Source organism: Clostridium sp. DSM 17811 (assembly GCF_018861905.1).
GTDB lineage: Bacteria > Bacillota > Clostridia > Clostridiales > Clostridiaceae > Clostridium_AD > Clostridium_AD frigoriphilum.
This window is the reverse complement of sequence record NZ_JAHLDU010000005.1, coordinates 42904-66911: the sequence shown is the minus strand read 5'-3', so window position 1 is coordinate 66911 and position 24008 is coordinate 42904. Positions and strand designations below refer to the sequence as shown.

24 protein-coding genes are annotated in these 24008 nt (G+C 32.0%); 2 read left to right on the top strand and 22 right to left on the bottom strand.

Going from position 1 to position 24008, the window contains the following annotated elements; genetic code table 11:
• Nucleotides 1–176 precede the first annotated feature (176 nt).
• From KPL44_RS08520 to KPL44_RS08510, 3 genes are all read right to left on the bottom strand, one after another.
• Nucleotides 177–446: a transposase gene (locus tag KPL44_RS08520; RefSeq protein WP_331702486.1), complete on the bottom strand. Its 270-nt coding sequence runs from the start codon at nucleotides 444–446 to the stop codon at nucleotides 177–179.
• Between the two features lie 6 nt (nucleotides 447–452).
• Complete coding sequence (locus KPL44_RS08515) at nucleotides 453–674, bottom strand: hypothetical protein (RefSeq protein ID WP_216248731.1); 222 nt, start codon at nucleotides 672–674, stop codon at nucleotides 453–455.
• 128 nt (nucleotides 675–802) lie between these two features.
• On the bottom strand, nucleotides 803–958 hold the full coding sequence (locus KPL44_RS08510; RefSeq protein WP_216248730.1) for a TetR family transcriptional regulator: 156 nt from the start codon (nucleotides 956–958) through the stop codon (nucleotides 803–805).
• Nucleotides 959–1300: 342 nt separating this feature from the next.
• On the opposite strand from KPL44_RS08510, the gene trhA reads away from it, so the two are divergent.
• Nucleotides 1301–1948, top strand: a complete 648-nt coding sequence (trhA, locus tag KPL44_RS08505) for a PAQR family membrane homeostasis protein TrhA (protein ID WP_253201677.1) — start codon at nucleotides 1301–1303, stop codon at nucleotides 1946–1948.
• A gap of 247 nt (nucleotides 1949–2195) precedes the next feature.
• Here trhA and KPL44_RS08500 read toward each other — a convergent pair whose 3' ends face one another.
• The 8 genes from KPL44_RS08500 to kdpF all read right to left on the bottom strand — a co-directional run bounded on the left by KPL44_RS08500 (nucleotide 2196) and on the right by kdpF (nucleotide 10882).
• On the bottom strand, nucleotides 2196–2357 hold the full coding sequence (locus KPL44_RS08500; protein ID WP_216248728.1) for a hypothetical protein: 162 nt from the start codon (nucleotides 2355–2357) through the stop codon (nucleotides 2196–2198).
• Nucleotides 2358–2612: 255 nt separating this feature from the next.
• Nucleotides 2613–3125, bottom strand: a complete 513-nt coding sequence (locus KPL44_RS08495; protein ID WP_216248726.1) for a hypothetical protein — start codon at nucleotides 3123–3125, stop codon at nucleotides 2613–2615.
• An 83-nt stretch (nucleotides 3126–3208) separates the two neighbouring features.
• A complete protein-coding gene (locus KPL44_RS25225; protein WP_216248724.1) occupies nucleotides 3209–5053 on the bottom strand; it encodes an ATP-binding protein in 1845 nt (614 codons plus the stop codon).
• A gap of 21 nt (nucleotides 5054–5074) precedes the next feature.
• Nucleotides 5075–6163: a universal stress protein gene (locus tag KPL44_RS08485; RefSeq protein WP_216248722.1), complete on the bottom strand. Its 1089-nt coding sequence runs from the start codon at nucleotides 6161–6163 to the stop codon at nucleotides 5075–5077.
• 196 nt (nucleotides 6164–6359) lie between these two features.
• A complete protein-coding gene (kdpC, locus tag KPL44_RS08480; RefSeq protein WP_216248720.1) occupies nucleotides 6360–6998 on the bottom strand; it encodes a potassium-transporting ATPase subunit KdpC in 639 nt (212 codons plus the stop codon).
• Nucleotides 6999–7027: 29 nt separating this feature from the next.
• Complete coding sequence (kdpB, locus tag KPL44_RS08475; protein WP_216249015.1) at nucleotides 7028–9082, bottom strand: potassium-transporting ATPase subunit KdpB; 2055 nt, start codon at nucleotides 9080–9082, stop codon at nucleotides 7028–7030.
• Nucleotides 9083–9098: 16 nt separating this feature from the next.
• On the bottom strand, nucleotides 9099–10778 hold the full coding sequence (kdpA, locus tag KPL44_RS08470) for a potassium-transporting ATPase subunit KdpA (protein ID WP_216248718.1): 1680 nt from the start codon (nucleotides 10776–10778) through the stop codon (nucleotides 9099–9101).
• 26 nt (nucleotides 10779–10804) lie between these two features.
• Nucleotides 10805–10882 carry a K(+)-transporting ATPase subunit F gene (gene kdpF / locus KPL44_RS26020; RefSeq protein ID WP_216249013.1) on the bottom strand — a complete coding sequence of 26 codons (78 nt, stop codon included), beginning with the start codon at nucleotides 10880–10882 and terminating at the stop codon, nucleotides 10805–10807.
• A gap of 631 nt (nucleotides 10883–11513) precedes the next feature.
• Here kdpF and KPL44_RS08460 point away from each other — a divergent pair.
• Nucleotides 11514–11804, top strand: a complete 291-nt coding sequence (locus KPL44_RS08460) for a hypothetical protein (RefSeq protein WP_216248716.1) — start codon at nucleotides 11514–11516, stop codon at nucleotides 11802–11804.
• 265 nt (nucleotides 11805–12069) lie between these two features.
• On the opposite strand, the gene KPL44_RS08455 is transcribed toward KPL44_RS08460, so the two are convergent.
• The 11 genes from KPL44_RS08455 to KPL44_RS08405 form a co-directional block, all read right to left on the bottom strand.
• A complete protein-coding gene (locus KPL44_RS08455) occupies nucleotides 12070–13584 on the bottom strand; it encodes a 4Fe-4S dicluster domain-containing protein (protein WP_216248714.1) in 1515 nt (504 codons plus the stop codon).
• Nucleotides 13585–13929: 345 nt separating this feature from the next.
• Nucleotides 13930–14190 (bottom strand): hypothetical protein, encoded by a 261-nt coding sequence (locus KPL44_RS08450; protein WP_216248712.1) that lies wholly within the window; start codon nucleotides 14188–14190, stop codon nucleotides 13930–13932.
• A gap of 24 nt (nucleotides 14191–14214) precedes the next feature.
• Nucleotides 14215–14586: an SHOCT-like domain-containing protein gene (locus KPL44_RS08445; protein WP_216248709.1), complete on the bottom strand. Its 372-nt coding sequence runs from the start codon at nucleotides 14584–14586 to the stop codon at nucleotides 14215–14217.
• A 22-nt stretch (nucleotides 14587–14608) separates the two neighbouring features.
• Nucleotides 14609–14971 carry a DUF2089 domain-containing protein gene (locus KPL44_RS08440; RefSeq protein WP_171298330.1) on the bottom strand — a complete coding sequence of 121 codons (363 nt, stop codon included), beginning with the start codon at nucleotides 14969–14971 and terminating at the stop codon, nucleotides 14609–14611.
• Nucleotides 14972–15471: 500 nt separating this feature from the next.
• Nucleotides 15472–17076: a chemotaxis protein CheW gene (locus tag KPL44_RS08435; protein ID WP_216248707.1), complete on the bottom strand. Its 1605-nt coding sequence runs from the start codon at nucleotides 17074–17076 to the stop codon at nucleotides 15472–15474.
• Nucleotides 17057–17833: a ParA family protein gene (locus KPL44_RS08430; protein WP_216248705.1), complete on the bottom strand. Its 777-nt coding sequence runs from the start codon at nucleotides 17831–17833 to the stop codon at nucleotides 17057–17059. The genes KPL44_RS08435 and KPL44_RS08430 overlap by 20 nt, the downstream gene beginning before the upstream one ends.
• A gap of 32 nt (nucleotides 17834–17865) precedes the next feature.
• Nucleotides 17866–20139, bottom strand: a complete 2274-nt coding sequence (locus KPL44_RS08425) for a chemotaxis protein CheW (protein ID WP_216248703.1) — start codon at nucleotides 20137–20139, stop codon at nucleotides 17866–17868.
• 16 nt (nucleotides 20140–20155) lie between these two features.
• Complete coding sequence (locus KPL44_RS08420) at nucleotides 20156–20980, bottom strand: CheR family methyltransferase (RefSeq protein WP_216248702.1); 825 nt, start codon at nucleotides 20978–20980, stop codon at nucleotides 20156–20158.
• The gene (locus tag KPL44_RS08415) at nucleotides 20977–22422 is read right to left on the bottom strand and encodes an Hpt domain-containing protein (RefSeq protein ID WP_253201689.1); all 1446 of its coding nucleotides are present in this window, start codon (nucleotides 22420–22422) and stop codon (nucleotides 20977–20979) included. The genes KPL44_RS08420 and KPL44_RS08415 overlap by 4 nt, the downstream gene beginning before the upstream one ends.
• A gap of 27 nt (nucleotides 22423–22449) precedes the next feature.
• Nucleotides 22450–22860, bottom strand: coding sequence for a response regulator (locus tag KPL44_RS08410; protein ID WP_216248698.1), 411 nt, complete (start codon nucleotides 22858–22860; stop codon nucleotides 22450–22452).
• 36 nt (nucleotides 22861–22896) lie between these two features.
• A complete protein-coding gene (locus KPL44_RS08405; protein ID WP_216248697.1) occupies nucleotides 22897–23982 on the bottom strand; it encodes a protein-glutamate methylesterase/protein-glutamine glutaminase in 1086 nt (361 codons plus the stop codon).
• Nucleotides 23983–24008: the final 26 nt, after the last annotated feature.

The following is a 24008-nucleotide window of genomic DNA, read 5'->3' as shown; positions in this document are numbered from 1 at the left end:
CTTTTTCACCAGTTTCATATACTTTTTCAGATAGTACTACAAAAGTATTTTGCCTTTCCAAGTCATACTTGTTATTTATTTTGAAGTGCCTAAGATGCTTCCAGATATAATTCTTATGGATGTTAGAATACGATAATAGTCGAGTGTTAAAGCGATGCTCCACAAATAGTGTGGCATCACCTCTTAATTATCATATCTGAATCACATTTTAAACACTTTCTCGGATCTTTGGAAAAATTGATAATCATTAATAATCTACCTATAAATACTTGTGCTGTAACTGTTTCTTCTACTCTCTCATTATTTTCATGGCTCTTATACCAAAACGGTACATTTTCCCCATCATAACTATGTATTCTACATTTTGCTATTGCAGACCTTGCTAAATATCTACCGATATGTCTTACTGAACCTCTTGCTCTTTCCATTCTTAATTTGACATTTATATAAAATCAACTAGGATAATCTTTGAACAATTTTAAGTACTTTGCTCTTTTCTCTGAGTTTTTACTAATCATATAATTTATTAATTTGTACTGCCATACCTTCCCAAAATACTCATAGTCGAAGAAGCTCATATCTTTAACTTCGTTACCCCTTGTTTTTATTTTTAGAACCAATGCATGCACATTGTTGTTAAACCCATTTATTATAATAATTTTGTCTTTATGCATAATTTAATTATCCTCTCTTTTAATTAAGCCATGTAAAATAATATTATTCATTGCTTTGAGTGCAGAATCAAAGCTGACCTACCTCTTGGCAAGAAATTCATAGTCTAAAAGCTTTTTTAGGGTTTCGTTCAGCATTTATTGGTAGAAAAATAAGAATAAATCTTACGTTTACTCGTACCGAGTTCTCTTTCCAAATCTTCAGTCGTAAATCGAGATCCTTTGCTTGCAAAAAGTTTTAAAGTTTTTAGATATATATCTTTCTCCATATGATTACATTCCTCCATTTAGTATCTTTGGTACTGTATTCGCGTTTACAGTACCATTGTATTTACTAGAAGTTCTTTTGTCAATACATAAAATTATAAAAAGATAAAATTTAGCTTTTTTATTTTCTTATGTTGTCTTGCCTCAGCTGACGTTTCATGTATTGACAAAAACAATTATAGTAATTATACTGGTACCATAACCATAAATTTGGTACCGGCAGTTACATAGTAAAGGATTAATTTAACGGAGAACCAAACAATAAAACGAAAGGATGAATCTGAGAATTTCATAATTAAAAGTAATTTAACATATACATATATCACAAATTAATGAGAAAAAGCTAAAAAGGAGTTGATTAAATGATTTCCAAAACTAGAGTAAGTGGAATAATACATATTGTGGGCGGGGTACTCGCTATAGCTGCACTTGTATTATTAGTTGTATTTTCGTCTCTAAAAGCTACGGCTTGGCATATAGTTTCATTTTCAATTTTTGGAGCAACATTAGTATTACTTTATACAATGAGTTCCTTATATCATATGTTACCAGTAGGTTCTAAAGTTCAGAAAGTATTTAGATATTTTGACCATATGGCAATATATCTTTTAATTGCGGGTACATATACTCCGATTGCATTAATACCTTTAAGAGGCGGGTGGGGATGGAGTATGTTTGGAGTTATATGGGGTTTGGCTATAATAGGTATTATATGGAAATCTATATCGACGGGAAAATCAAGAACTGTATCGACTATACTATATGTATTAATGGGTTGGGTGATTATAATTGCATTTCATCCAATGATTAAAACTATACCTATAGGTGGTCTTTTCTGGCTCGTTTTAGGAGGAATTTTTTATAGCATTGGCGGTATCATTTATGGATTAAAAAAGCCTAATTTCAATATACCTTGGTTCGGTTTCCATGAAATATTCCATGTATTTATAATTTTAGGTAGTTTTTGTCACTTTTGGATGATGTTCAATTATCTTATGTATATACGTTAAATATTTAGATTATTTGGCGTATATCATTGTAAACACTAGGTTTAATTGTAGCTTGAAGTGGCTAGATGAAAATATAACTGGATATATAAATATGATAAATAGGATGGAAATGGAGCTGAGTATACAAAGGAACCGTTGTCAAACAAAGTGTCATATTTAATATTTCAAATTGTTTGTTTTATATTTTTTATTGAGTTTTTATTGGTTTTGCAAAATATTCAAGGCTATTCCATTTATTTGCTCACCGCTAACTTCCTATCTTTTCTGATACAAGAAAACCTTCCTCAATATATTGTATCTTGGTGTAAAATCCATAAAATAAATAAGTTATATCAAAACCGTGTTCTTCAAATATTAATCTTAGAAGCTTTCCTTTTTCATTTTCTGACATAAAAATTTTAATACTCATTTATTCACCTCTAAGTTTATTTATTTTATTATACATAAAAACAACCCTATATGGTAGGCTTTTCTTAGCTGTCTACTCTATAGGGTACATCATAATTAGTCGAGGGTTTTACTGATGGAGGCGAGGTGTGTAGAACTATGTCCCTGTCCGTTGAAAGAACTGACTTATATAAGTAATCTCCAATCTAAAATTCAGTCTATCTTTGCTTAATTTATTAACTATCATTTTATTAGATTGTTTATATATTCCTTTTGTTTAGGATGCCGCTGGCAATAATTTTTGTTTTCCAAGATCATTTAGATAAAATTCGCATCCGTTTTTGTCTATCCAGCAGTATTCTAATATATATTTCTTAAGCAGAAGCTCTTTTACTACTTTTGATATTTGGTTTTCAGATAATTCTGTATATAATATTAAATCATTAATATTCACTGGTTTTACAAAATCATAGCCATTTAGTTTATAAAACTTACGAATTTCATTTAATACTTTCTCCATAAAAATCACATTAACACTTTCTTTAATCTCTTTTACATCTTCGGAGACATTCGTTACAGCTTCTATTAATTCCGTCCTTTCATAAATTATCGAATTCTCATTCTGAGTTACCATGTCATATTGATCTTTATGTGAAGTTTGTCCATCTACAGTTGTATTTACATTTTTCAATATAGTCTCAAGCTCTATAGATCCCTTTTTTAATTCTATCTTTATTTCAGTTATATCATGTTCGAGTTTGGTCTGTGTTTCTAATAATTTTACTAGCATAGCTTTAATTTCATTATCCAATGCTCTCACCCCATTAATTTTATTTTATTTAGATTTAACTTTAAGTAATGTGTTTCATTAATTTACTTCTCCACAGGCAAAGTAAATATAAAGGTACTTCCCTTATTAACTTCACTTTCACAATAGATTATTCCACCATGTGCCTCTACAATTCCTTTTGCAATAGAAAGACCTATCCCTGAGCTTAGAAACTCTATATCGTAGGCATTTATTTTAACAAACCTTTCAAATATTCTCTCATGATATTCTCTAGGAATCCCAGTGCCGTTATCTTTAACAAAAACTTTCATTTTATCTCCAAATATAAAAGCATCTATAACAATTTTCCCACCTGAGTTTGTATATTTTAATGCATTAGATACCAAATTATTCAATACCCATGTTATCTTTTCTTTATCAACAATGACATTTGGCAATTCTTCTCGTATACTACTTTCTAAAACAATTCCATTGCTTTTAGCCTGTATTAAATAATTTTCAACACATTCACCTATAATCTTATTTATAGAATGCGGCTTTATATTGTATGCTGCTTTATCTGATTGTATTTTAGATAGTCTTAACAAATCACTAACTAAATCTGTAAGCTTTTCAGTCTCTTCTTTTATAGTAACCAAAAGTTCTTCTTGTTTTTCATTTATAGTTCCTACATTCTTTTCAAGTATTAATCCTACTCCCATCGTAATAGATGTAAGTGGGGTTTTAAACTCATGAGAAATAGTAGCTATAAAATCTGTTCGCACCTTTTCTAGTTGCCTATATTCAGTTATATTTTTTAAAAGTACTACTATAGCATTAGTTTCATTATCTTTATTATTAACTACCGTAACTATTAAATTAAAAAAATATGTTTTATCATTTACTTTAAAACTTATTACCTTTTCAGCATTATCATTATCATTTTTATTGTTTACCACACAAAAGATATAATCATATATCTCCATATTTCCAATGGTCTCCAAAAAATGACTATTGATTATATTTTGTTCTAATACACCAAAAATGCTCTCACCTGAATCATTTAATAACTGAATTTTATAGCTAGCATCCAGAACTATCAATGGATCTAAAATACTTTTCACAATAGCAATGGATTTATTTCTCTCTGAAAGCAACTTCCCAGTCGTACTTTGCTCAAATTCATAAAGCCTACATGTCATATTGTTAAATTCTTGAGCTAACATTCCAATTTCATCATCATTTATTATAGGCGCTTGTTTATTAACTTCTCCTTCTTTAACTGATTTTATGGTTTCCATCAATAACAATATAGGCTTAAGGAACCTGTTTGTGTATATAAGAGATATTATTAGTCCCATAATTGCAGCTATAGTTGAAATTGACAATATAAGATACAAAGCATTTAATGCATTACTTTTAGCGTTATTTCTCCCGTTAAACATAGCCTTCTCATTTATATTAGACAAAACCACTAAATCATCTTTAGTTTTAACTGCCAAAGGCGAAACTCGTGAATTATAAAACCTTATATTTTCATTGCTTGAGTGTACCTCTTGGTATTCTTGAAGCTTTGAGAAAGACTTAATAAACAGAAGATAGTCATCCCCTATCTTATTAGTTACATTCTCTTCTCCTACTTCAGTAATATTGTTTCTCTCCACATTGAGCCATTTATAAAGCTCATCATTACTATTATAAATAGTATCAATTGAACTCTTATTTTGAAACGCTATGTACTGAAGAATTGCTTTATCCTGTGTTTCAATAATTTCAATCATTTTATTTGAGGCATCAATACTTTTATAGTTATTTGTTATTAACCCATCTATTTCTTTACTTAATCTATATACATTAAAACTTGATATAAGCCCAATCATTACTATAACTAAAACCAGGAATACATTAATAGTTGCTATTTTGTTTTTTAATGTTTTAATAGATAACACCACCTTAAATCGGCATACAATTTATCTTAAAGGATCTGCAACCACAACAACATCAATATATTTTGTATCTCTCATTATCCGTCGTACAATGGAACCTCTTAAAATTTCATGTAATCTAGTTCTCGCAGAGGGGCCCATTATTATCTGAGTTATATTTTTATCTGTTGCATACTCAATAATAGTCTTTACAGGATCTTTACATATATCAACCTTAAGGTGTACATCAAGCATCTCACATAGCTTTTTTAATTCTTCTATTTTCCTTGGTTCCTCTTTCCCATGGGCATAGGATATATTTGCATGTAGCACATAAAATTCTGCTTTTAGCATCTTTGCCGTTCTATAACCCCGTCTAATTAAATATTCTGCATTAAACTTAAGATTAACACATACTAAAACTTTTTCCTGTGCTCCTATTAATCCCGCTACTTTCTTTTTATTCTTGTATATTACAAGTTTTTCATCCACTTCATTTGCAACTTCTCTTAAAGTAAGCTCTCTTAATGCATTTAAATTGCCTATTCTAAAAAAATGATGTAAGGCGTCGTCAATTTTATCCTTTGAATAAACCTTTCCATCAACTATTCGCTCTCTAAGTGAATCAGGTGATACATCTATAACTTTAATTTCATCAGCAATGTCAATAATTTTATCTGGTACCGTTTCTTTAACCTTAATTCCGGTCATTCTACTAACTATATCGTTTAAGCTTTCTAAGTGTTGAATATTAACTGCTGTGATAACATTTATACCATTATCTAATATTTCTAAAACATCTTCAAACCGCTTTTTATTTTTAGAAGTAGGTACATTAGTATGCGCTAATTCATCTATTACAACAAATTCTGGTTTTCGTGCTATAACGCCCTCTAAATCTAGTTCCTTTAATTTAACTCCTTTATAATCTATTTCTTTTAAAGGAAGAATCTCTAAGTTTCCTATTTGTTCTTCTGTTCCTTTTCTTCTATAGGTTTCTATAAGTCCTATAATAATATCTCTGTTGCTTTTTTTCATTTCATTAGCATCATGGAGCATTTGATAACTTTTACCTACACCTGGAGCTGCTCCAATATATATTTTTAACTTTCCTTTTGTTTCATAAGCTGCCATGTACTATCACATCCTAAATATATTTTTAAATAATTAAATTTTCATACTTTCCATTAATCTTTAGGTACTATAATTGCATAAATATATGTTTTATGTGCTAAATACTATAATAATTAAAGCCAGACTGTTTAACCCTGCAGCCTGGCTTTTAAAGTAACATAATACCAGCATAATAGCCTATAACAAAATTATTTTATTATATCTTACCTTTGCTCTTTAATATATTTGCTATCTCTAAATTAGCTTTTAATACATTCACCCTTGGTTCTCCAAATATCCCTAGGGTTCTTCCTTCTGTATTTTTCGTTATAATATTATTTAAATCAGTTGTACTAATATTAGTAGCCTTGGCAACAGCTGCTACCTGTATCTTAGCAGACTCTGGACTAATATTAGGATCAAGTCCTGAAGCAGAACTTGTTAGTAAATCAGTAGGTACATCTCCTGCTTTTAAACCAGGATGACTTTTCAAAAAATCATCCATATCTTTTTTTACTCTATCCATTAAAACAGGATTTGATGGGCCAAGATTAGAAGACCCAGAAGTTACACCTGTATACGCAATATTACCTTTACTATCAGGCTTCAAATCTGCTTTTGTATAGATATTATAATTAGAATTTGAAACTCTAGAGCGAAAAAATCTTTCATCAGTAAAACTTTGCCCTATAAGCCCTGAGCCAACCTCTTTCCCATTAAGGCTAACCATACTTCCATTAGCCTTGTTGTTGAATAACACTTGACTTATTCCAGTCATAGCTAGAGGATATATTAAACCACATAAAGCAAAGAGTACCACACTTAATAATACTGATTTCTTTAACATATCTTTCATTTCTATCTCTCCTCATATAAAACCTAAGATTAACCTAGGTTTAGAATTCTAAGCAATGGTGTAACTGCTAAATCCAATATTTTAATTCCTACAAAAGGAGCAATAAGTCCACCTAATCCATAAATCAAAAGATTTCTACGAAGCAGAGCTTCTGATTTCATTGGTGTATATTTAACACCTTTCATTGCTATAGGAATTAAAGCTGGAATTATTATAGCATTGAATATTAAAGCTGAGAGTATGGCACTATGAGGCGTTGATAATCCCATAATATTTAGTACATTCATTCTTGGTATACCTGCTGCAAACATAGCTGGAATAATTGCAAAGTATTTTGCTACATCATTTGCTATACTAAAAGTAGTTAATGCACCTCTTGTTATAAGTAGTTGTTTACCAATTTCTACAACCTCTAATATTTTTGTAGGATCTGAATCAAGATCAACCATATTTGCAGCTTCTTTTGCTGCTGTAGTTCCACTATTCATTGCAATTCCTACATCTGCCATGGCTAGCGCTGGGGCATCATTTGTTCCGTCTCCAGTCATGGCTACAAGCTTACCTAAATCCTGTTCTTTTTTAATTACGGCGATTTTATCTTCGGGCTTACATTCTGCTACAAAATCATCTACGCCAGCTTCCCTAGCTATAGTTGCTGCAGTAAGAGGATTGTCCCCAGTACACATGATAGTTTTAATTCCCATTTCGCGAAGTCTTGCAAACCTTTCTGTAAGTCCCGGTTTTACGGTATCTTTTAAGTAAATAACACCGAATATCTCATTTCCTACACAAACAGTAAGTGGTGTACCACCAGCACTAGCAACTCTTATTACAGCAGCTTCTAAATCTGTAGGAGCTTTTCCATTGATTTTCTCCACATATTTAATTATAGAATCCGATGCACCTTTTCGAATTTGAACTCCATTTGATAGGTTCATACCGCTCATTCTTGTCTGCGCCGTAAACTCTACAAATTCAGCATCTTTATAATCCTCTTCATTAATTGAAACTCCTTGTTTTTTTGCAAGCTGAATTACTGATTTCCCTTCTGGAGTTGTATCTTTTATTGATGATATTAAAGATTGCACTCTAAGATCTTCTAAAGTATGTCTTCCCACAGGTATAAATTCAGCTGCGAGTCTGTTACCATACGTTATTGTTCCAGTTTTATCAAGAATCATTGTATCTACATCACCGCAAGCCTCGACTGCTTTACCAGACATTGCAATTACATTAAATCTTGTTACTCTATCCATTCCTGCTATTCCAATTGCTGAGAGAAGTCCTCCAATAGTTGTAGGAATCAAACACACAAGCAATGCAATAAGCGTAGATACTTGCAACGTAACTTTAGAGTAACTAGCCATTGGATATAAGGTTACTATAACAATTAGAAATATTAGGGTTAAAGCTACAAGTAGCGTACTTAATGCAATTTCATTTGGTGTCTTTTTCCTCGAAGCACCTTCAACAAGTTTAATCATCTTATCTAAGAATGATTCTCCAGGAGTTACTGTTATTTCAACTTTAAGCCAATCACTAACAACCTTTGTTCCTCCTGTTACAGAACCAAAATCACCACCGGCTTCCTTAAGTACAGGTGCCGATTCTCCAGTAATTGCAGATTCATCAACTGATGCAAGCCCCTCAATTACTTCTCCATCATTAGGAATAAAGTCACCAGTCTCAACTAGAACCATATCTCCTTTTTTTAATTCTACAGAACTTATCAATTTGAAATTTCCTTTTGAATCTAATAATTTTGCCGTTGAATCCGTTCGAGCTTTCTTTAAACTTTCAGCTTGAGCTTTTCCTCTTCCTTCAGCCACTGCTTCAGCAAAATTTGCAAACAGAACTGTAATAAGTAATATAAAGGATACAAGTCCATTATAAGCTCTAATATTTTGTCCTTTATCACCAAATACATATGGGAAAAAGGTTAGAAATAAAGTTATCACAAACCCAATTTCAACTACAAACATAACAGGATTTTTCATCATGTATTTGGGGTTTAGCTTTATAAAAGCGCCTTTAGTAGCCTCTTTAAGTATATCTCCAGTTATAATTTTTTTCTTACTCATAATATATCTACACCCCTTCCTAATGACCCAGCATTAAATGTTCTGCTATAGGTCCAAGCGCAAGTGCTGGCAAGAATGTCAAAGCACCTATTATTATTACAACACTAATTAAAATCACTACAAATATGCTATTATCTGTTCTAAATGTAGCCATAGTTTCAGGAACAGCATGTTTAGATGCTAGAGAACCTGCAACAGCAAGCAATATTATTATTGATAAATATCTTCCAAGGATCATCACAATACCAGTTGTAGTATTCGCAAACATTGTGTTTCCATTAAAGCCCGCAAATGCTGAACCGTTATTGGCTGCTGAGGATGTAAATTGATAAATCGTTTCAGTTAGTCCATGAAAGCCTGGGTTTGAAATTGAACTAAGTCCCATTTTTGTTGTAAGTGCCACGGCTGATGGAAATAATATTATAAATGGATGCACGAGTATTGCAAGTGCGATCAATTTGATCTCTTTACCTTCTATTTTTTTACCTAAAAATTCAGGTGTCCGTCCAACCATTAAGCCTGCAATAAATACTGTGATTATTGCATACATCATCATATTCATAAACCCTACACCCTTACCACCGAATACTACATTGAGCATCATGTTCCATAATGGTACAAGTCCTCCCAGGGGCATCAAGGAATCATGCATAGTATTTACAGTTCCAGTAGTAAATGCGGTTGTAATCGTAGTAAATAGTGCTGATGCTGCTATACCAAACCGGACTTCTTTGCCTTCCATATTACCCATAACTTGACTCAACCCTACTTTAGCTAAGTTTGGATTTCCTGCTTTTTCTGACATGTATATAACTGGAATCACCATTACAAGTAATACTGCCATTGTTATAAAAATCATCCAACTCTGTTTTTTATTTTTTAGCATTAATCCAAAAGCAATAACTAATGCTCCAGGTAGTGCCATCATTGAAAGTAGTTCAACTAAATTTGAAAATGGAGTTGGGTTTTCAAAGGGATGCGCAGAGTTTGCATTAAAGAACCCTCCACCATTTGTTCCTAAATGTTTTATTGATTCAAGGGATGCAACTGGCCCCATTGCAATATCTTGATATTTACTTTCTATTGTTGTTATAGTTTTATTGGGAGCAAGAGTTTGAGGTACTCCTTGCGATACTAAAATCACTGTAACAAATATTGATAATGGAAGTAAAATTCTTGTAATTATTCTTGTCATATCTACGAAAAAATTTCCAAGTGTCTTTTTTCTGCCAATAATACCTCTCATAAATGCACTTGCAGCAGCAAAACCAGTAGATGCAGATGTAAACATTAAAAATGTGATTACTACCATCTGACTTAAATAAGATACTCCTGATTCCCCAGCATAACCTTGTAGATTAGTATTTGTTATAAAGCTTACAGCTGTATTAAATGATAAATCTGGCTTCATTGCTGTTATATTATTAGGATTGAAGATGTGCAAACTTTGTATCCTTAAAATAATATAAGCACATAAGCACATTATTGCATTTGATATTATTATTGCTAAGACATATGTTTTCCAAGTCATTTCATCCTTTTTAATCCCTGTAATCTTATAAATTAAATTATCAACTTTGTTAAATAACGGATCAACAAAGCTTTTTTCTCCACTTAGAACATTATAAACATATCTTCCTAAAGGAATAATAATTAAAACGAAAATAATTAACGGTATAATAATTTGCATAACATCCATTTAATAGACCTCCTTATGAAACGTCGTTAAAATTTTTCAGGATTGAAAAGAGCATAAAATAAATAAAGAAACAGCAATATTATAATTATTATTAGTCCAACCATGCCAAATCCCCCTTATATCTAATTATTATTATTATTATTAATAACTTGTCTTTCACACCACTTAATAAAAAAAGTAAATATTATATAAAAAGCAACTATAATTCCTAAAAATAATATGTCAAACATACTTATCCCCCCTTCATAAAACTAACTCTTTTAATTTTTTCTATTTACTACAATATCGCATAAAGAGATTATAATCCCTATTAAGATTTTACTACAGCTCTGATAAAGCTCGCTTAAAATGTTCTTGCATCCATTTTTGCTCATTAGGACAAACCATATACTCCGCTCATAGTTCTATCTCTATTATTGACTGTTATCCTTAGTATCATATATATTATTATGTTTATAGTAGATAACATTATATTAGAAATACTGTTAAGATGTTTCTTATACTCATCAACCATCTATTGGGTAAATAATGAATATGCCTGACTAATCATTATTAAAAATATTAGATCTAAACCTTTTACTTTACCTATTATTTTTAAAGTAGTAAGGGTTGTTGCTATTTTTATAAAATTAAGGTAATATACTATTATCTTTATTTTGTCGAAAATTGTTGTTTGTAATTATTATATAAATATATAGTGTACTTATTGTATAAATATTAAGAGGAGGCTTTAAAATGAAAATACTTATCAAGGAAACTATGAAAATTAATCATCTTAAAATTAGAGACGTTAACGATATAGAATTATCTTCTAGTATGGTGAATAAAGAAACGAAGCAATACGAAATGGATCAAAATGAGTATGAATGGTTAAAAGAATATATCAATAATAATGCAGAGACAGGAGTGGCCTTAGCATCCAGAGGAAGTTATAAAACTTGCAAAAATTTTATAAATCACCGCTCTCTTACACATGATGTAATTACAATAAGAAAAAGAGTGGTTGGTATGAGCGTAAAAAAATAGAAGATTTAAAAAGTTATGTGAGCAACTTAATGCAGAACTTAAGGTTGAAGAATGTAGAGATCCTGTTCATTAAAATATATACCTAATCTAAGGTGATATATTCTAATAGTATGAGACAATTTCTTATAAGGTTTTTATTGATTGTTATTTTTCTTTATACTATATTAATTAAAGAAAACCCACAACTAATTAATTAGTTATGGGTTTCTGATCCGACTCCATAGAAGAAACTGGAAACAGTTTCTTCTTGCTAATATTTTCTATTTTACTCTAGATTTTTTTCATCTAACAAGTAAATTTTATCAGCATATTTAGACTCATCTGAAATCTTAAGTTCAGAATTTTTAGTCGCTTGTTTAACCTGAGCACCAGCTATGTTAGGTTTGACCATACACCCAGCTCCAGCCACACATCCACCCGGACATGCCATTCCTTCAAGGAGATATCCATCATACTTTCCTTTTGCGGCATCATTACACATATCCCTACATTCTCTCAGACCATTTGCAGCTTTAATCTTCACCTCTCGCCCTGGATGTTCTTTTATTATCAAATCAGCTACAGCCTTAGCGACTCCGCCTGCAACAGCAAATCCTCTTCCTGAACCAGTTGCTTCATTACTCAAGCTCATATCTGTACCAATTATTGCTACTTCTTTGGCTTCAAGCATTCCAGATAATTCCTCATATGTAATTACAAAATCTACTTCACTTTTTACGCTTTTTCTGGAAGCTTCTAATTTTTTCGCGCTACATGGCCCAACAAAAACAATCTTTGCATCTTTATGTTTTTCTCTCACAAATCGAGCAGCAAAAACCATTGGAGTCAAAGTCATTGAAATATTTTCGGCATGCTCCGGATATAATTTTTTAGCCATAACAGACCAAGCAGGACAACATGAAGTACCCATAAATGAAAGGTTTTCAGGTACATTCTCTATAAAATCATTTGCCTCCTCAATTGTACAAATATCTGCACCAATCGCAACTTCAACAACATCTTTAAATCCAATTGTAATCATCGCTGTTTTAAAATCATTAAACCCAACATTTCTACCAAACTGACCCACATATGATGGAGCTACAATTGCAATTACTTCTTCCTTTTGATTAATTGCCTGAATTAGTTGGAATATTTGGCTTTTATCAGATATTGCTCCAAAAGGACAATTTACCAAACACATTCCACAGCTAACACATTTATCATAATCTATTGATGCTCTGCCATATTCATCAGTATATATTGCATCCACCCCACATGCCTTGGCACATGGTCGCTCATGTTTTATTATTGCTGAATATGGACAGACTTTAGCACATAAACCACACTTTATACATTTTTCCTGATCAATAACACTTTTCCCATTTACTATACTAACTGCGCCTTTAGGACAAACCTCTACACAAGGGTGTGCTAGGCAGCCACGGCACATATTTGTAACTTCATAGCTATTTGTTGGACAAGAATTACAAGCAAATTTTATAATATTTACAAGTGGCGGTTCATAATATTTTGAAGGTTTTGTTGCTTCCTCTAACCCTTCTGTAATTGCTCTTGATTTATCATTTAATCTTAAATTTAGTCCCATTGCCAAACGGATTCGCTCACTAACTATTGCTCTTTCAAGAAATGTACTTTCTCTATACTTACCCACATCTCCAGTAATAATCTCATATGGAATATTTCCCATTTCTTTTAAATTGTCTTCAAAAGCCATCTTACTTACGGCCGTAAAAACTTTGTGTCTAATATTAGCAAGTGTTTTATATTCGTATTTCATTATAACTCCTTTTTTTGCTTTAATATTTATAAAAACTATATGTATTCTTCAAGAATTTCACTATCAAGTATCACAATTGACACATTAATGATAGTATATGGGTCGTTTCAAAACCCAAGTATATTATATCGTACTAAAATAACCATGTCTATTGTTATATTTTATTAATTTATCCATCCCACCCATAAAGAGAGTTGGCTTTACGCATAAATTCTTGTAACAATTTAGTCAATTTAGTTTGTGTATTTATTTTGCTTACATTACCAAGTAAAAACTAGTCACTTCGTTCCGGTTTTTACAACGGGGTCAGCTGTATAGCCTAAAAAATGTATATTGAAAATCAGATTACAAAATTATAGTTACTTCATCGCCTTCCTGTGATTTTACTTCCACCATTTTCAGTCCCTTGTAGCCTTTCAAATACTTCAAGCTTTTTGCAAGTTCATTAAAATCTATACAATCTAGTATTTCTTTTGTCTGAGCATCAATATGCTTATCTATCCTCTTAAATACAAAATCAGCTATTTTGCAAGCAGCACCTGCAATACCTAATGGCACAGGAATAAAAAACTTCCTGCCTGTTTTTTCTCTTATATAAATTCTCATAGATAATAGTCACCTCCAGTGCTGCTACTCAACTATAATTTCTACAATGTCTCCCTTTTCACTTTTCACATCTACAATTTTTCCATCTAATCCCTCGCCTACAGCTTGAAGAATAGCCTGTATATCTATGTCCTCAATGCCTTCTACTCCTTCTACCTTAGGTATTCTCTTAATAGCACTTCCTAAAGTTTTTATAAACTTTACAGGTATATTTACATTTACGTTATCTCCAGTTGATGAATTAACCTTAATTTTAAGTATTTTATCTGCATTGTTCGCAGTAACTGGAATAATTTTTTTTGTTTCATTTAAAGCTTCTATTAACTGCCCGGCTTTTTGCGAATCAATTTTTCCCTCTTCTAGCATTTTTAATACTCTCATTACCTCTTCATTCATTATAATACAACTCCTTTAACTACTATTTTCTTAATAAATTTAATGCTTGCTCGGCTGTAATTTCTCCCTTTTCAAGCTTATCAATCACATCAGCACTGTTATCCTCTTTTTCTTTGATTTGTGTATATCCTAAGGATGCAATTAGATCCTCCAGCTTACCTCGAACTGTAGGATAAGATATTCCTAGTTCCTTTTCAACATCTTTAATATTACCTCGGCATTTTATAAAGACCTCAACAAAATTTAGCTGTTCCATGGTTAAATAAGAGAACTTAGATAATTCAAAGTCATTTTCAATAACAGTGTCGCACTTTTTACATTTTAGTTTTGTAACAGTAAGTTTTGAAGAACATACTGGGCACTGAGTTATTATTTTGTATGCCATACTAATCATCACTCTCCATAATTTTATTATATTACTGTTTTTTAATAAAATCAATATTAATATTAAATATTTTTACTTTTATTCGTTTAAATATTAAATATATTAACTTATAAATTAATTATCTAAATTAAATAGTTCAATAAAATATAAAAGTACATAACTCCAAACTTAAAACTCTGAAAATCCTACTCTATTAAATCCAAAAAACAACAAAACCCTTGAATTTCAAAGGTTTTCCATTGTATCAAAATTGTTATTCTTGTATGATGGAGGCGAACCGTATCTAATTTATCACTGTCCATTGAAAGAAACATGTTATACAATACTAAAACTACAGGCATTTTTTAATACGTTATGGGGCGTACAAATTATAGTTTAGATGTTTTTGCTATGTCTGAAAGAGATTTTAGTTTAAATATGGATCTATCTTAACCCAATTCCAGTAAATGAATAGAAAAAGGTGGTCTTCATTTACTGATTACTAAAGTATGCACTTACTTTCACATAAAACTTAGCACAGCTCTAAGATTCAAAATTAAAACAACTCTCTTTCCATTATTTAGTTTTGCTATTTTGTCTATATAGCTATTATTTCTATCAAATACTTCCGATGCTTCTTCAAGATAATTTTTTGAAACCTTTAAAACCTCAGAAGCTGAGTCTATCATGATACCTATTTTCATTTTCTTGAACTCTACAACTAAAAACTTGGATTCACAATAAGAACCTGAATCATGAGCTGTGAACAGTTTTCTAAGATTTAATATTGGTATTATATCTCCTCGCAAATTAACCATACCGTTAATAAAAACAGGAGCACCAGGAATATGAGTTATTTCGCTCATTCTATTGATTTCTTGTACATTGCTAATTTTTATTCCGTATTCTTCTTCGTCCAGTTTAAAAATCACGATATGTTCAAAATTATTATCTTCATCACTTACATTTAATGATTTGTCCTTTACACCTTCTTTGAGATCAATACCTACAACACCTCTAGTCTCCTCAGAACTAATAAGTTTAAGCGGCTCCAGCATTATTATCAATCTTTTGCCCTTATTCAGATTGTAAATTCCTTGGACATAGAAACTATTGGTAATCTCATTGCTCTTTTTAAATAATCTCTTAGCAACCACCATAACATGTGATACTTTATCAACTATTATTCCAAATGAAAAGCTACCATTGTTTATAATTACCACACGACTATACTCGTCAGGCTGTTTGAAATCCATACCAAGAAGTTTGCCTAGATTAACAACTGCTATAAGCTGATTTCTGATAGAAAATACCCCTTCAATGAAACTAGGTGTATTAGGCACCTTCATTATTGCTGGCAACCTTATTATTTCCTTTACATAATTAATGTTGAATCCATACTCTCCTACGCCAATATTAAATATGATAATTTGCTCTTCTTCTTCTTTTTCTTTGCCTTCTAAATTGTCCGCAGACCTATGTTGCTCTTTTGCTACATCAGAAAGGTCGTAAGCTTTTGTGATTTTCTCAGCATCAAGAAGCATCACCACTCTTTTCCCATTATTGAGTATGAGAATAGAATTTATAACTCCACCATCAATCCCCTTAATGCTACTGGGTGGCTCTTTAATAGCTGACTCTTCAACAGTTATTACTTCCGAAACCTTATCACATATAAGTCCGATCCTTTTGTCGTGGATATCTGTAACAATAATTCTACTGCAGTCATCAAATTCCTTATGAGGCATATTGAACAATTTTCTACTATCAATAACAGGAAGCAAATCACCTCTTAGGCAGCATAAGCCAGTTATATATTGTGGTGCATTTGGAATTTTCTGAAGTATTGGAACTCTAATAATTTCTTTTATATAAGATATTCTTAATGCAAATTCTTCCTCATCCACCTTAAATACTATAACTTCAATTTTCTTTACAGCTGTAATAGTTTCTATCCCTGTCTTTATGCATTGGTCCTGTTTCTGCATTAAGCAATCCTTGTTTTCTATGTCTATCTGCGAAGTAACTTGCTCTTGCTTCATCTTAGCCTTCTGTTTTTTTGCAGTCATTTCTCTTTTCATCTTTTCAAAGTTATCCGAGCTTTTTTTAACAACCTTTACTGCCATGGATACTCACCAGCCTTTCAACTATATGCTCAAATTGCTTTGAAGACTCTTCATCACATTCAAAAACTGTTTTCCCCATCTTACCGCTTTCGGTAATTTTAATTCTTCGATGAATAGGTGCTGTTAATATATCCGTATCAGAAAAAAATTCTTTCATAAACTCCATATTTTCCTTACCATCACTGGTTCTCTTATCAAACATATTGGGTACCACAAGAGAAATCATACTTTGATCCAAGTGCAAGTCAAAAAGGTACTCATAAATATTTCCTATAGCTCTTACAGATGCAGCTTCTACCTGAACTGGCACTATAATACCATCTACAAAATACAAAACCGCATCATTGATCTTGCATCGCTGGGGTCCACAGTCTACAATCACATAGTCATAATTAAGCTTCTCTAATCCCTTGAATTTATCATTAAAAAACGATCTTATACTAGGTTCTTTATAAAGTTCTTCATTGATTCGGTCAACATATCTTGAAGGTAGTAAATCCAAATTATCTCTTGCCTTGATTATGCAATCACTAATACAGGTATCTTCATGTTTAACTATAATATCATATAAGCTGTTTTTATAATCTTCTTGATTAAACCCAAGGAAGAGGCTTGCATCATTTTGTCCATCCATATCTATAAGTAATACTTTTTTACCTGCTATAGCAAGACCATGTGCAATATTCACGGCAATAGTGCTTTTACCCACACCTCCCTTGTTATTTAATACAGCATATTTCTCAAGCTTTTTCTCCATGCTTATACCTCCTTCTAAAACCAGTAAAAATCTTATTTTTCCACAAGTTGCAATATATCAACAGGATTAACTATCAAGACTACTTGTCCATTTCCAAGTAACGTTGAACCGGATATTCCAGGAATATCCGCTAGATGCCCCTCTAATGTCTTTACTACAAATTCCTGTTCATTTTTAAGTTTATCTACAGCAATTGCGTAATTTTCTGCACCCCTAGATAAAATTACAGCACTTACTTCTTCACTTTCAGTATCTCTATCCCCCATAAGGAAAATCTTACTGAGCCATTCAATTCCAATGGCCTCTCCCCTTAAATAGGTAAAAAACTTTCCATTAAATTTATGAATATCGTTTCTACTAATTTTTACTGTTTCAACTATATACTCCAGAGGAAAAATGTAGGTTTCGCCATCTACCTCTACAGTCAAGCCTCGTGAAACTGCCAGTGTAAGAGGTAATTGAATAGTAGTTTTTGTTCCTTTACCCACTTCACTCTCAATAATAATTTTCCCATTGATTTTGGATATGTTACTTTTAACAATATCCATCCCAACCCCTCGACCTGATATTTCTGTAATCTTTTTTGCCATACTGAAACCCGGAAGGAAAATAAGGTTTATTAGTTGCGCCTCATTCATTTTGACCGCTTCTTCTTCAGAAACAATGCCTTTTTCTATTGCTTTTTTCTTTATATTATCTTTATCAATTCCCTTCCCATCATCTTCTATCTCAATAAATACATGTTTGTTTTTGTTATAGGCTCTAAGTATGATACTTCCGGTTTCAGGTTTTCCTTTAGATAGACGCTCCTCAGTATCCTCAACACCATGATCTGCTGAATTTCGTATTAAATGTACTAAAGGGTCACTGATCTGCTCGATAATTGTTTTATCAATTTCAGTATTCCCACCCTCCATAAATAATTCCATCTTCTTACCAGTACTCTGAGCAATATCCCTTATTACCCTAGGCATCTTTTGAAACACCGTTTTAATTTCTACCATTCTTATAGACATAATTTCATTCTGAAGTTCTTCAGAAATTCTATTTACATAAGTTCCTACCTGCTTTACTTCCTTGGACATTTCGGACAGGTTATACTCCACATTGAGTTTTGCAGATATGTGCATAAAAGAGTTTTTTGCAATTATAAGCTCTGAAATAGTATTCATCATTTTATCCAGTTTGTCCTGATTAACCCGAATGCTCTGGTTTATGCTGCCTTTTGATCTCGACTCCTCCACTTTATTCACTTCTTGCGCTGTTGTTGTCTTAGTAGTTTGTACTAAAGAACTAGATAATTCCCCAATATTCAATATCTCTTCTTTAATTTTTTGTATAATTACATTATTATCAATATTCATAAATTCTTCTGAGTCAACAGAATTTATGAAAGACTTTAAATAATCCATTACCATAAAACCTAAATCCAGCAGATTTTTTTCAAAATTACATTCTTTATCCCTTATCAAAGTTAATAAGCTTTCAAAAGTATGCACAACTTCTAAAAAATCTGTTAAACCTATATAAAGGCTACTCTGAGTAGTCAAAACTGCAAGGTATATTCCTGTTCCACCCTTAACACTGTGGATAGATCTAAATATTTCATTTATGGCTTCCCTATCATCACTATTAGTATCGAGTCGCATTAATAAATCATTTTCCATTCTCTCAATATGTTCTGTACTTTCAATGATAAACTGCTCTTTAATTCCATTAGCTAGACCAACCTTAAATTCCTCTGACTCTAGGATATCTAAACTTCTCTCTTCCTCCAATGTTTCTTGCTGAGTATTGCTGCCCTCTGTGTCCTTTGCTTCACAATTTTCAAATGACATCTTTAAACTTTTAAGTACCAATTCTTCCTTATGATCATATTTAAGCTCCAGATACCTAATCCCATTTTCAGTCTTAACATCTTGTTTCTTTAATACTTTTAACAAATTTTTTATATAATCATTTAAAAAGTCTACATACAAAAGCATACTATCAATCAGCCCAGTGTTTACTGTCAACTTTAAGTTTCTTATAGCTTCAAGTGTAATTTCCATCTCATAACTTAGTCTTGTAATGCTCCATAACCCTACAAAAGATGAACCTCCCTTTATACTGTGGGCACATTCAACAATATTATTGAGTAATTCATTATCTTTTGAATGAAGTTCCAGCTTCAGTATTTCCTTCTCAAGTCCCTTAAGATATTTCACCCACTTATCGACAAACATTTTTAGCACATCAAGATCTTCTATATAAATTTTGCTGCACATAATATCCACTACCAGTATTTTCTTTTTAGGGTTTTTCACTAGATTTCTCCTCCTCTCATTTAGGTCTTGAATATGTTATTGTGTCCCCTATTCTTTTAACTTTGTAGGCAGAAGAAATCCTTCCCACAGATTCTGAATGTCCGAGGAACATAAATCCACCTGGATTCAAAGACTCATAAAAACTAGCCAAAACATTTCTTCTTGACTCATCATCAAAATATATCAAACAATTCCGGCAAAATATAAAATCACAGCCATCAATATTATTCATCTCGTATTCATCCATGAGATTAATTCGTTTAAAAGTTACCGATTTTCTCACATTCAGATTGACAAGGTACTTCTCTTTACGCTTTGTGAAGTATTTCTCTAGGTACTCAGGAGGAACATCTTTTATAGCTCTACTTTCATAGATTCCCCTTTTTGCACTTTGTAGCACTTCAGTGTTTATGTCGGAAGCAATTATCTGAATTTCCCATTCTTCCGGTTTATCAAGCATTTCCTGAAGAATAATGAACAAAGTATAGGGTTCTTCTCCTGTAGCACAAGCTGCACACCATATTTTTATTTTTTTGCTGTTTCCTTTATCTTTTGTAACTATCGGTAGTACATCCTCTGCAAAATTACGCAATTGAGGAAAATCCCGAAAAAAATAAGTTTCATTTACAGTAAGGTCGTTGATTAATTTATAAAACTCAAAGGAGTCCACTCCAAATTTCACCAGCCTGAAGTACTCATTTAAATTTTCCATTTCCATTAATTCTGCACGCTTCTCAATTCTCTTTTGTACAAAATACTTTTTATTATTTTCATAATATAATCCTGTTCTTTTGTAAATCAATTTTATAAATTTATCAAATACTTCATCAGATAATATCATTTTATCCCCTTTACCCTTTCACTAATTCTATTGAAAGAATCCTCAGAATTAAAAATGCCTAAAATTCCATGAATCTCTGATCCAAACACATTAAATTCCTCAATCTGTTTTATAGAATCAAAAATATTAATTATTCTTCTACCCTCAGGTCCCACTACTATGATACCTAACTCTATATTCTCTAATTTTATCTCTTTTTTTATTTCTATCAAATCTTTCACTTCATTTTCATTCAATGTTGTAAGTCTACTTAAATCAATAAGAAGTATTAAAGTTGAAGACTTGTTTAATAGCCCAATGAAATCCTTAAGTCCACTGATAAAGTTCTCCTTTTGAGATTTAAAAATACTGAATATATACTTGCCTTTTGTATAGTTATAAGCTCTTTCCATTAGCTTTATCACCTGCGTTTGGATATGGTTGCTTTTTTTTTGATTTAGCTCTACTCCATCCTCATATAGCCTAATGACATCGTTGTATATTTCATTGAAATCTGTAATAAAATTATCAATTTTATTTTTGTTTTTCAATCTACTAAATGCTTTTACAGCTTCATGGTGTAAAGGTGTTATTATGTAAATATCTTCCTTGCTTATATTAAATTCTTTAGACATACTAAATGCTATTTTATATAACTTCATAACTGCCTTAAGAATAATTATATACAAATTATTGTCATCATCAATAAAACTATAGTCCTTTTCTGCCACCTTACTTCTACTTAGATCCACTATGTTTATTTTTTCAATATAAAATAAAGCAAAATATGTATACAGTTCATTCTCGTCGATATCTGTGGATATAATAATTTCAAAAGTTTTTATATCATTATCACATGAACTTTCCAAAAAATAATTGTCACCAATACTTGAATATACAAGAGATCCAATATCCTGAGCACTATTTAATATCATTAGTATTACTGGGGATACCATAGGTATATCCTCTTCAAAAAAGAAGGTTATATAATACTTATTTTCTCCTTTAACTTTTTTACTTAAGTAAGAAGAAATAATTCCAGGCTCAGACTGCTTTATAATAGTCTTTTCTTCTACCTTCTTATTAACTCTTATAAAAACTTCAATCATTTCTTTAATTCTGATAGCATCACTTACAAGATTCTCCATAATTTCCTTAGATCCCTGATCTTTTTTATATAAAAGCATCTTTTTAACGGTATCCAAACCTTCAAAACATAGCGATACAATACTCTGATCAAAAATAATTGAGCCATTCCTTGCACAATCCAGCATATCTTCAACTTTATGCATAAGATTTCCAATCTTCTCATACCCTACCATATGAGAAGATCCTTTTATAGTATGTGCTATTCTGAACAACTCATTAACGTCAAGATCAGAGTATTCCATTTCGAGTCGTATTATACATTCTTCTGCCCTTTGCAGCATATCTTCCGTTTCTTCCATATATAACTGCATCATCTCATCCACTAAACTCACCCCCTAAAATTATTTAACTATTTGTATTATGGCCGTTCTCCATCTTTCCAGCTTTTGTACTGAATAATCAATGACACTTATGACATACTCTGTACTTTTTAAAGGCTCATTTATATAATCATTAGCTCCATACTCTAAAGAGCTTAGTATTTTATCCATAGTTGAATGCTCTGTCATCATTATAACCTGTGTCATTGGATCATATTTTTTTATTTCCCTTAAAAGTTGAAGTCCATCTATCTCTGGCATCGCAATATCTATTAATACAATATGGTACTTGTCACCCTTTATTTTTTCAAATGCCTCAGCGTCACTTTGGGTAGTTTCAACTTTATAACCTTCCTGCTCTAGCTGTTTTTTAAGTGTGACTAATACTTCGTCTTGTTCATCAACTATTAGAATCTTATATTTATACTTCATTAGAATCCTCCCTACAATAAATAGAAATCTTATACCTTAAGTTCTTTTCACTGCTTTTATTATTGCATCTGCTACCTTATAAGAGGGTAGCACTATTTCTGCACCGCCTCTTTCTATTGCTTCCCTTGGCATACCGAAAACCACTGCCGTAGATTCATCCTCAGCGATGGTAATGCCTCCTGCGCGTCGTATCTTTACCATAGCATCAGCTCCATCGTCCCCCATTCCTGTCATTAAAACACCGATTACATTTTTCCCACCATAAGCTTCAAGCACAGATTCCATAGTTACATTTACTGAGGGCATAAACATTGTTTTAGGATTACTTGGAAGTCTTAAGGTACCTTTCTCTCCCCTTACCACCAACTGATATCCTCCACGAGCAAGAAATCCTCTACCATTTTGGAGAACGTCACCTGCATCTGCTTCCTTGATTGGAATACGGCAAGCACCATCTAATCTTTTTGCAAAAGAAGCGGTAAAAGATGGAGGCATGTGTTGTATTATAATTACAGCGGCTTTCAGATCCTCTGGAAGCAACGGCAATACCTCCATGAGAGTTCCAGGCCCGCCTGTAGAAATGCCTATCACAACCACTTTTGACAGTCCCATAGTTTCTGAGATGTCTGGTTTCTTTACGGCTCCAAGTCTCCTTGAAGAAACACTGCTACTACGCCTTTGTATTCTATCTCTTATACTTTTCTTATTTACATTTTTATAAGCTAGCTTTATTTTTTGTATTATCTCCCTACCAACTATATGAATATTAGAAGATACAGTTCCTGAAGGTTTTGCAACATAATCAAAAGCACCAAGTTCTAACGCCTCAAAAGTAGTCATTGCACCTTCTTCTGTAAGAGAGCTCACCATTAAAATAGGCATTTGTGGGTAATCACTGAGTATATATTGCATGGAGGTCAACCCATCCATAACCGGCATATTGATATCCATGGTAACCACATCCGGATTCAATTCATGGACCTTTTCAATTGCATCCTGACCGTCTCTTGCAGTTCCCACCACGTCAAGACTTGGGTCAGTCATGATTATCTCTTTCAGTGCCCTTCTCATAAGAGCTGAGTCATCTACTATCAATACTTTTATTTTGTCGTTCACGCCCATCACCTCTTGTAATTATTATATAAATT

What these genes read in the sequence shown, in the direction of transcription:
- KPL44_RS08515 (WP_216248731.1), bottom strand. Translation starts at nt 674, where the DNA reads ATGCATAAAGACAAAATTATTATAATAAATGGGTTTAACAACAATGTG.
- KPL44_RS08510 (WP_216248730.1), bottom strand. Translation starts at nt 958, where the DNA reads ATGGAGGAATGTAATCATATGGAGAAAGATATATATCTAAAAACTTTA.
- trhA (WP_253201677.1), top strand. Translation starts at nt 1,301, where the DNA reads ATGATTTCCAAAACTAGAGTAAGTGGAATAATACATATTGTGGGCGGG.
- KPL44_RS08500 (WP_216248728.1), bottom strand. Translation starts at nt 2,357, where the DNA reads ATGAGTATTAAAATTTTTATGTCAGAAAATGAAAAAGGAAAGCTTCTA.
- KPL44_RS08495 (WP_216248726.1), bottom strand. Translation starts at nt 3,125, where the DNA reads ATGCTAGTAAAATTATTAGAAACACAGACCAAACTCGAACATGATATA.
- KPL44_RS08485 (WP_216248722.1), bottom strand. Translation starts at nt 6,163, where the DNA reads ATGGCAGCTTATGAAACAAAAGGAAAGTTAAAAATATATATTGGAGCA.
- kdpC (WP_216248720.1), bottom strand. Translation starts at nt 6,998, where the DNA reads ATGAAAGATATGTTAAAGAAATCAGTATTATTAAGTGTGGTACTCTTT.
- kdpA (WP_216248718.1), bottom strand. Translation starts at nt 10,778, where the DNA reads ATGGATGTTATGCAAATTATTATACCGTTAATTATTTTCGTTTTAATT.
- kdpF (WP_216249013.1), bottom strand. Translation starts at nt 10,882, where the DNA reads ATGGTTGGACTAATAATAATTATAATATTGCTGTTTCTTTATTTATTT.
- KPL44_RS08460 (WP_216248716.1), top strand. Translation starts at nt 11,514, where the DNA reads ATGAAAATACTTATCAAGGAAACTATGAAAATTAATCATCTTAAAATT.
- KPL44_RS08455 (WP_216248714.1), bottom strand. Translation starts at nt 13,584, where the DNA reads ATGAAATACGAATATAAAACACTTGCTAATATTAGACACAAAGTTTTT.
- KPL44_RS08450 (WP_216248712.1), bottom strand. Translation starts at nt 14,190, where the DNA reads ATGAGAATTTATATAAGAGAAAAAACAGGCAGGAAGTTTTTTATTCCT.
- KPL44_RS08445 (WP_216248709.1), bottom strand. Translation starts at nt 14,586, where the DNA reads ATGAATGAAGAGGTAATGAGAGTATTAAAAATGCTAGAAGAGGGAAAA.
- KPL44_RS08440 (WP_171298330.1), bottom strand. Translation starts at nt 14,971, where the DNA reads ATGGCATACAAAATAATAACTCAGTGCCCAGTATGTTCTTCAAAACTT.
- KPL44_RS08435 (WP_216248707.1), bottom strand. Translation starts at nt 17,076, where the DNA reads ATGGCAGTAAAGGTTGTTAAAAAAAGCTCGGATAACTTTGAAAAGATG.
- KPL44_RS08430 (WP_216248705.1), bottom strand. Translation starts at nt 17,833, where the DNA reads ATGGAGAAAAAGCTTGAGAAATATGCTGTATTAAATAACAAGGGAGGT.
- KPL44_RS08420 (WP_216248702.1), bottom strand. Translation starts at nt 20,980, where the DNA reads ATGATATTATCTGATGAAGTATTTGATAAATTTATAAAATTGATTTAC.
- KPL44_RS08415 (WP_253201689.1), bottom strand. Translation starts at nt 22,422, where the DNA reads ATGATGCAGTTATATATGGAAGAAACGGAAGATATGCTGCAAAGGGCA.
- KPL44_RS08410 (WP_216248698.1), bottom strand. Translation starts at nt 22,860, where the DNA reads ATGAAGTATAAATATAAGATTCTAATAGTTGATGAACAAGACGAAGTA.
- KPL44_RS08405 (WP_216248697.1), bottom strand. Translation starts at nt 23,982, where the DNA reads ATGGGCGTGAACGACAAAATAAAAGTATTGATAGTAGATGACTCAGCT.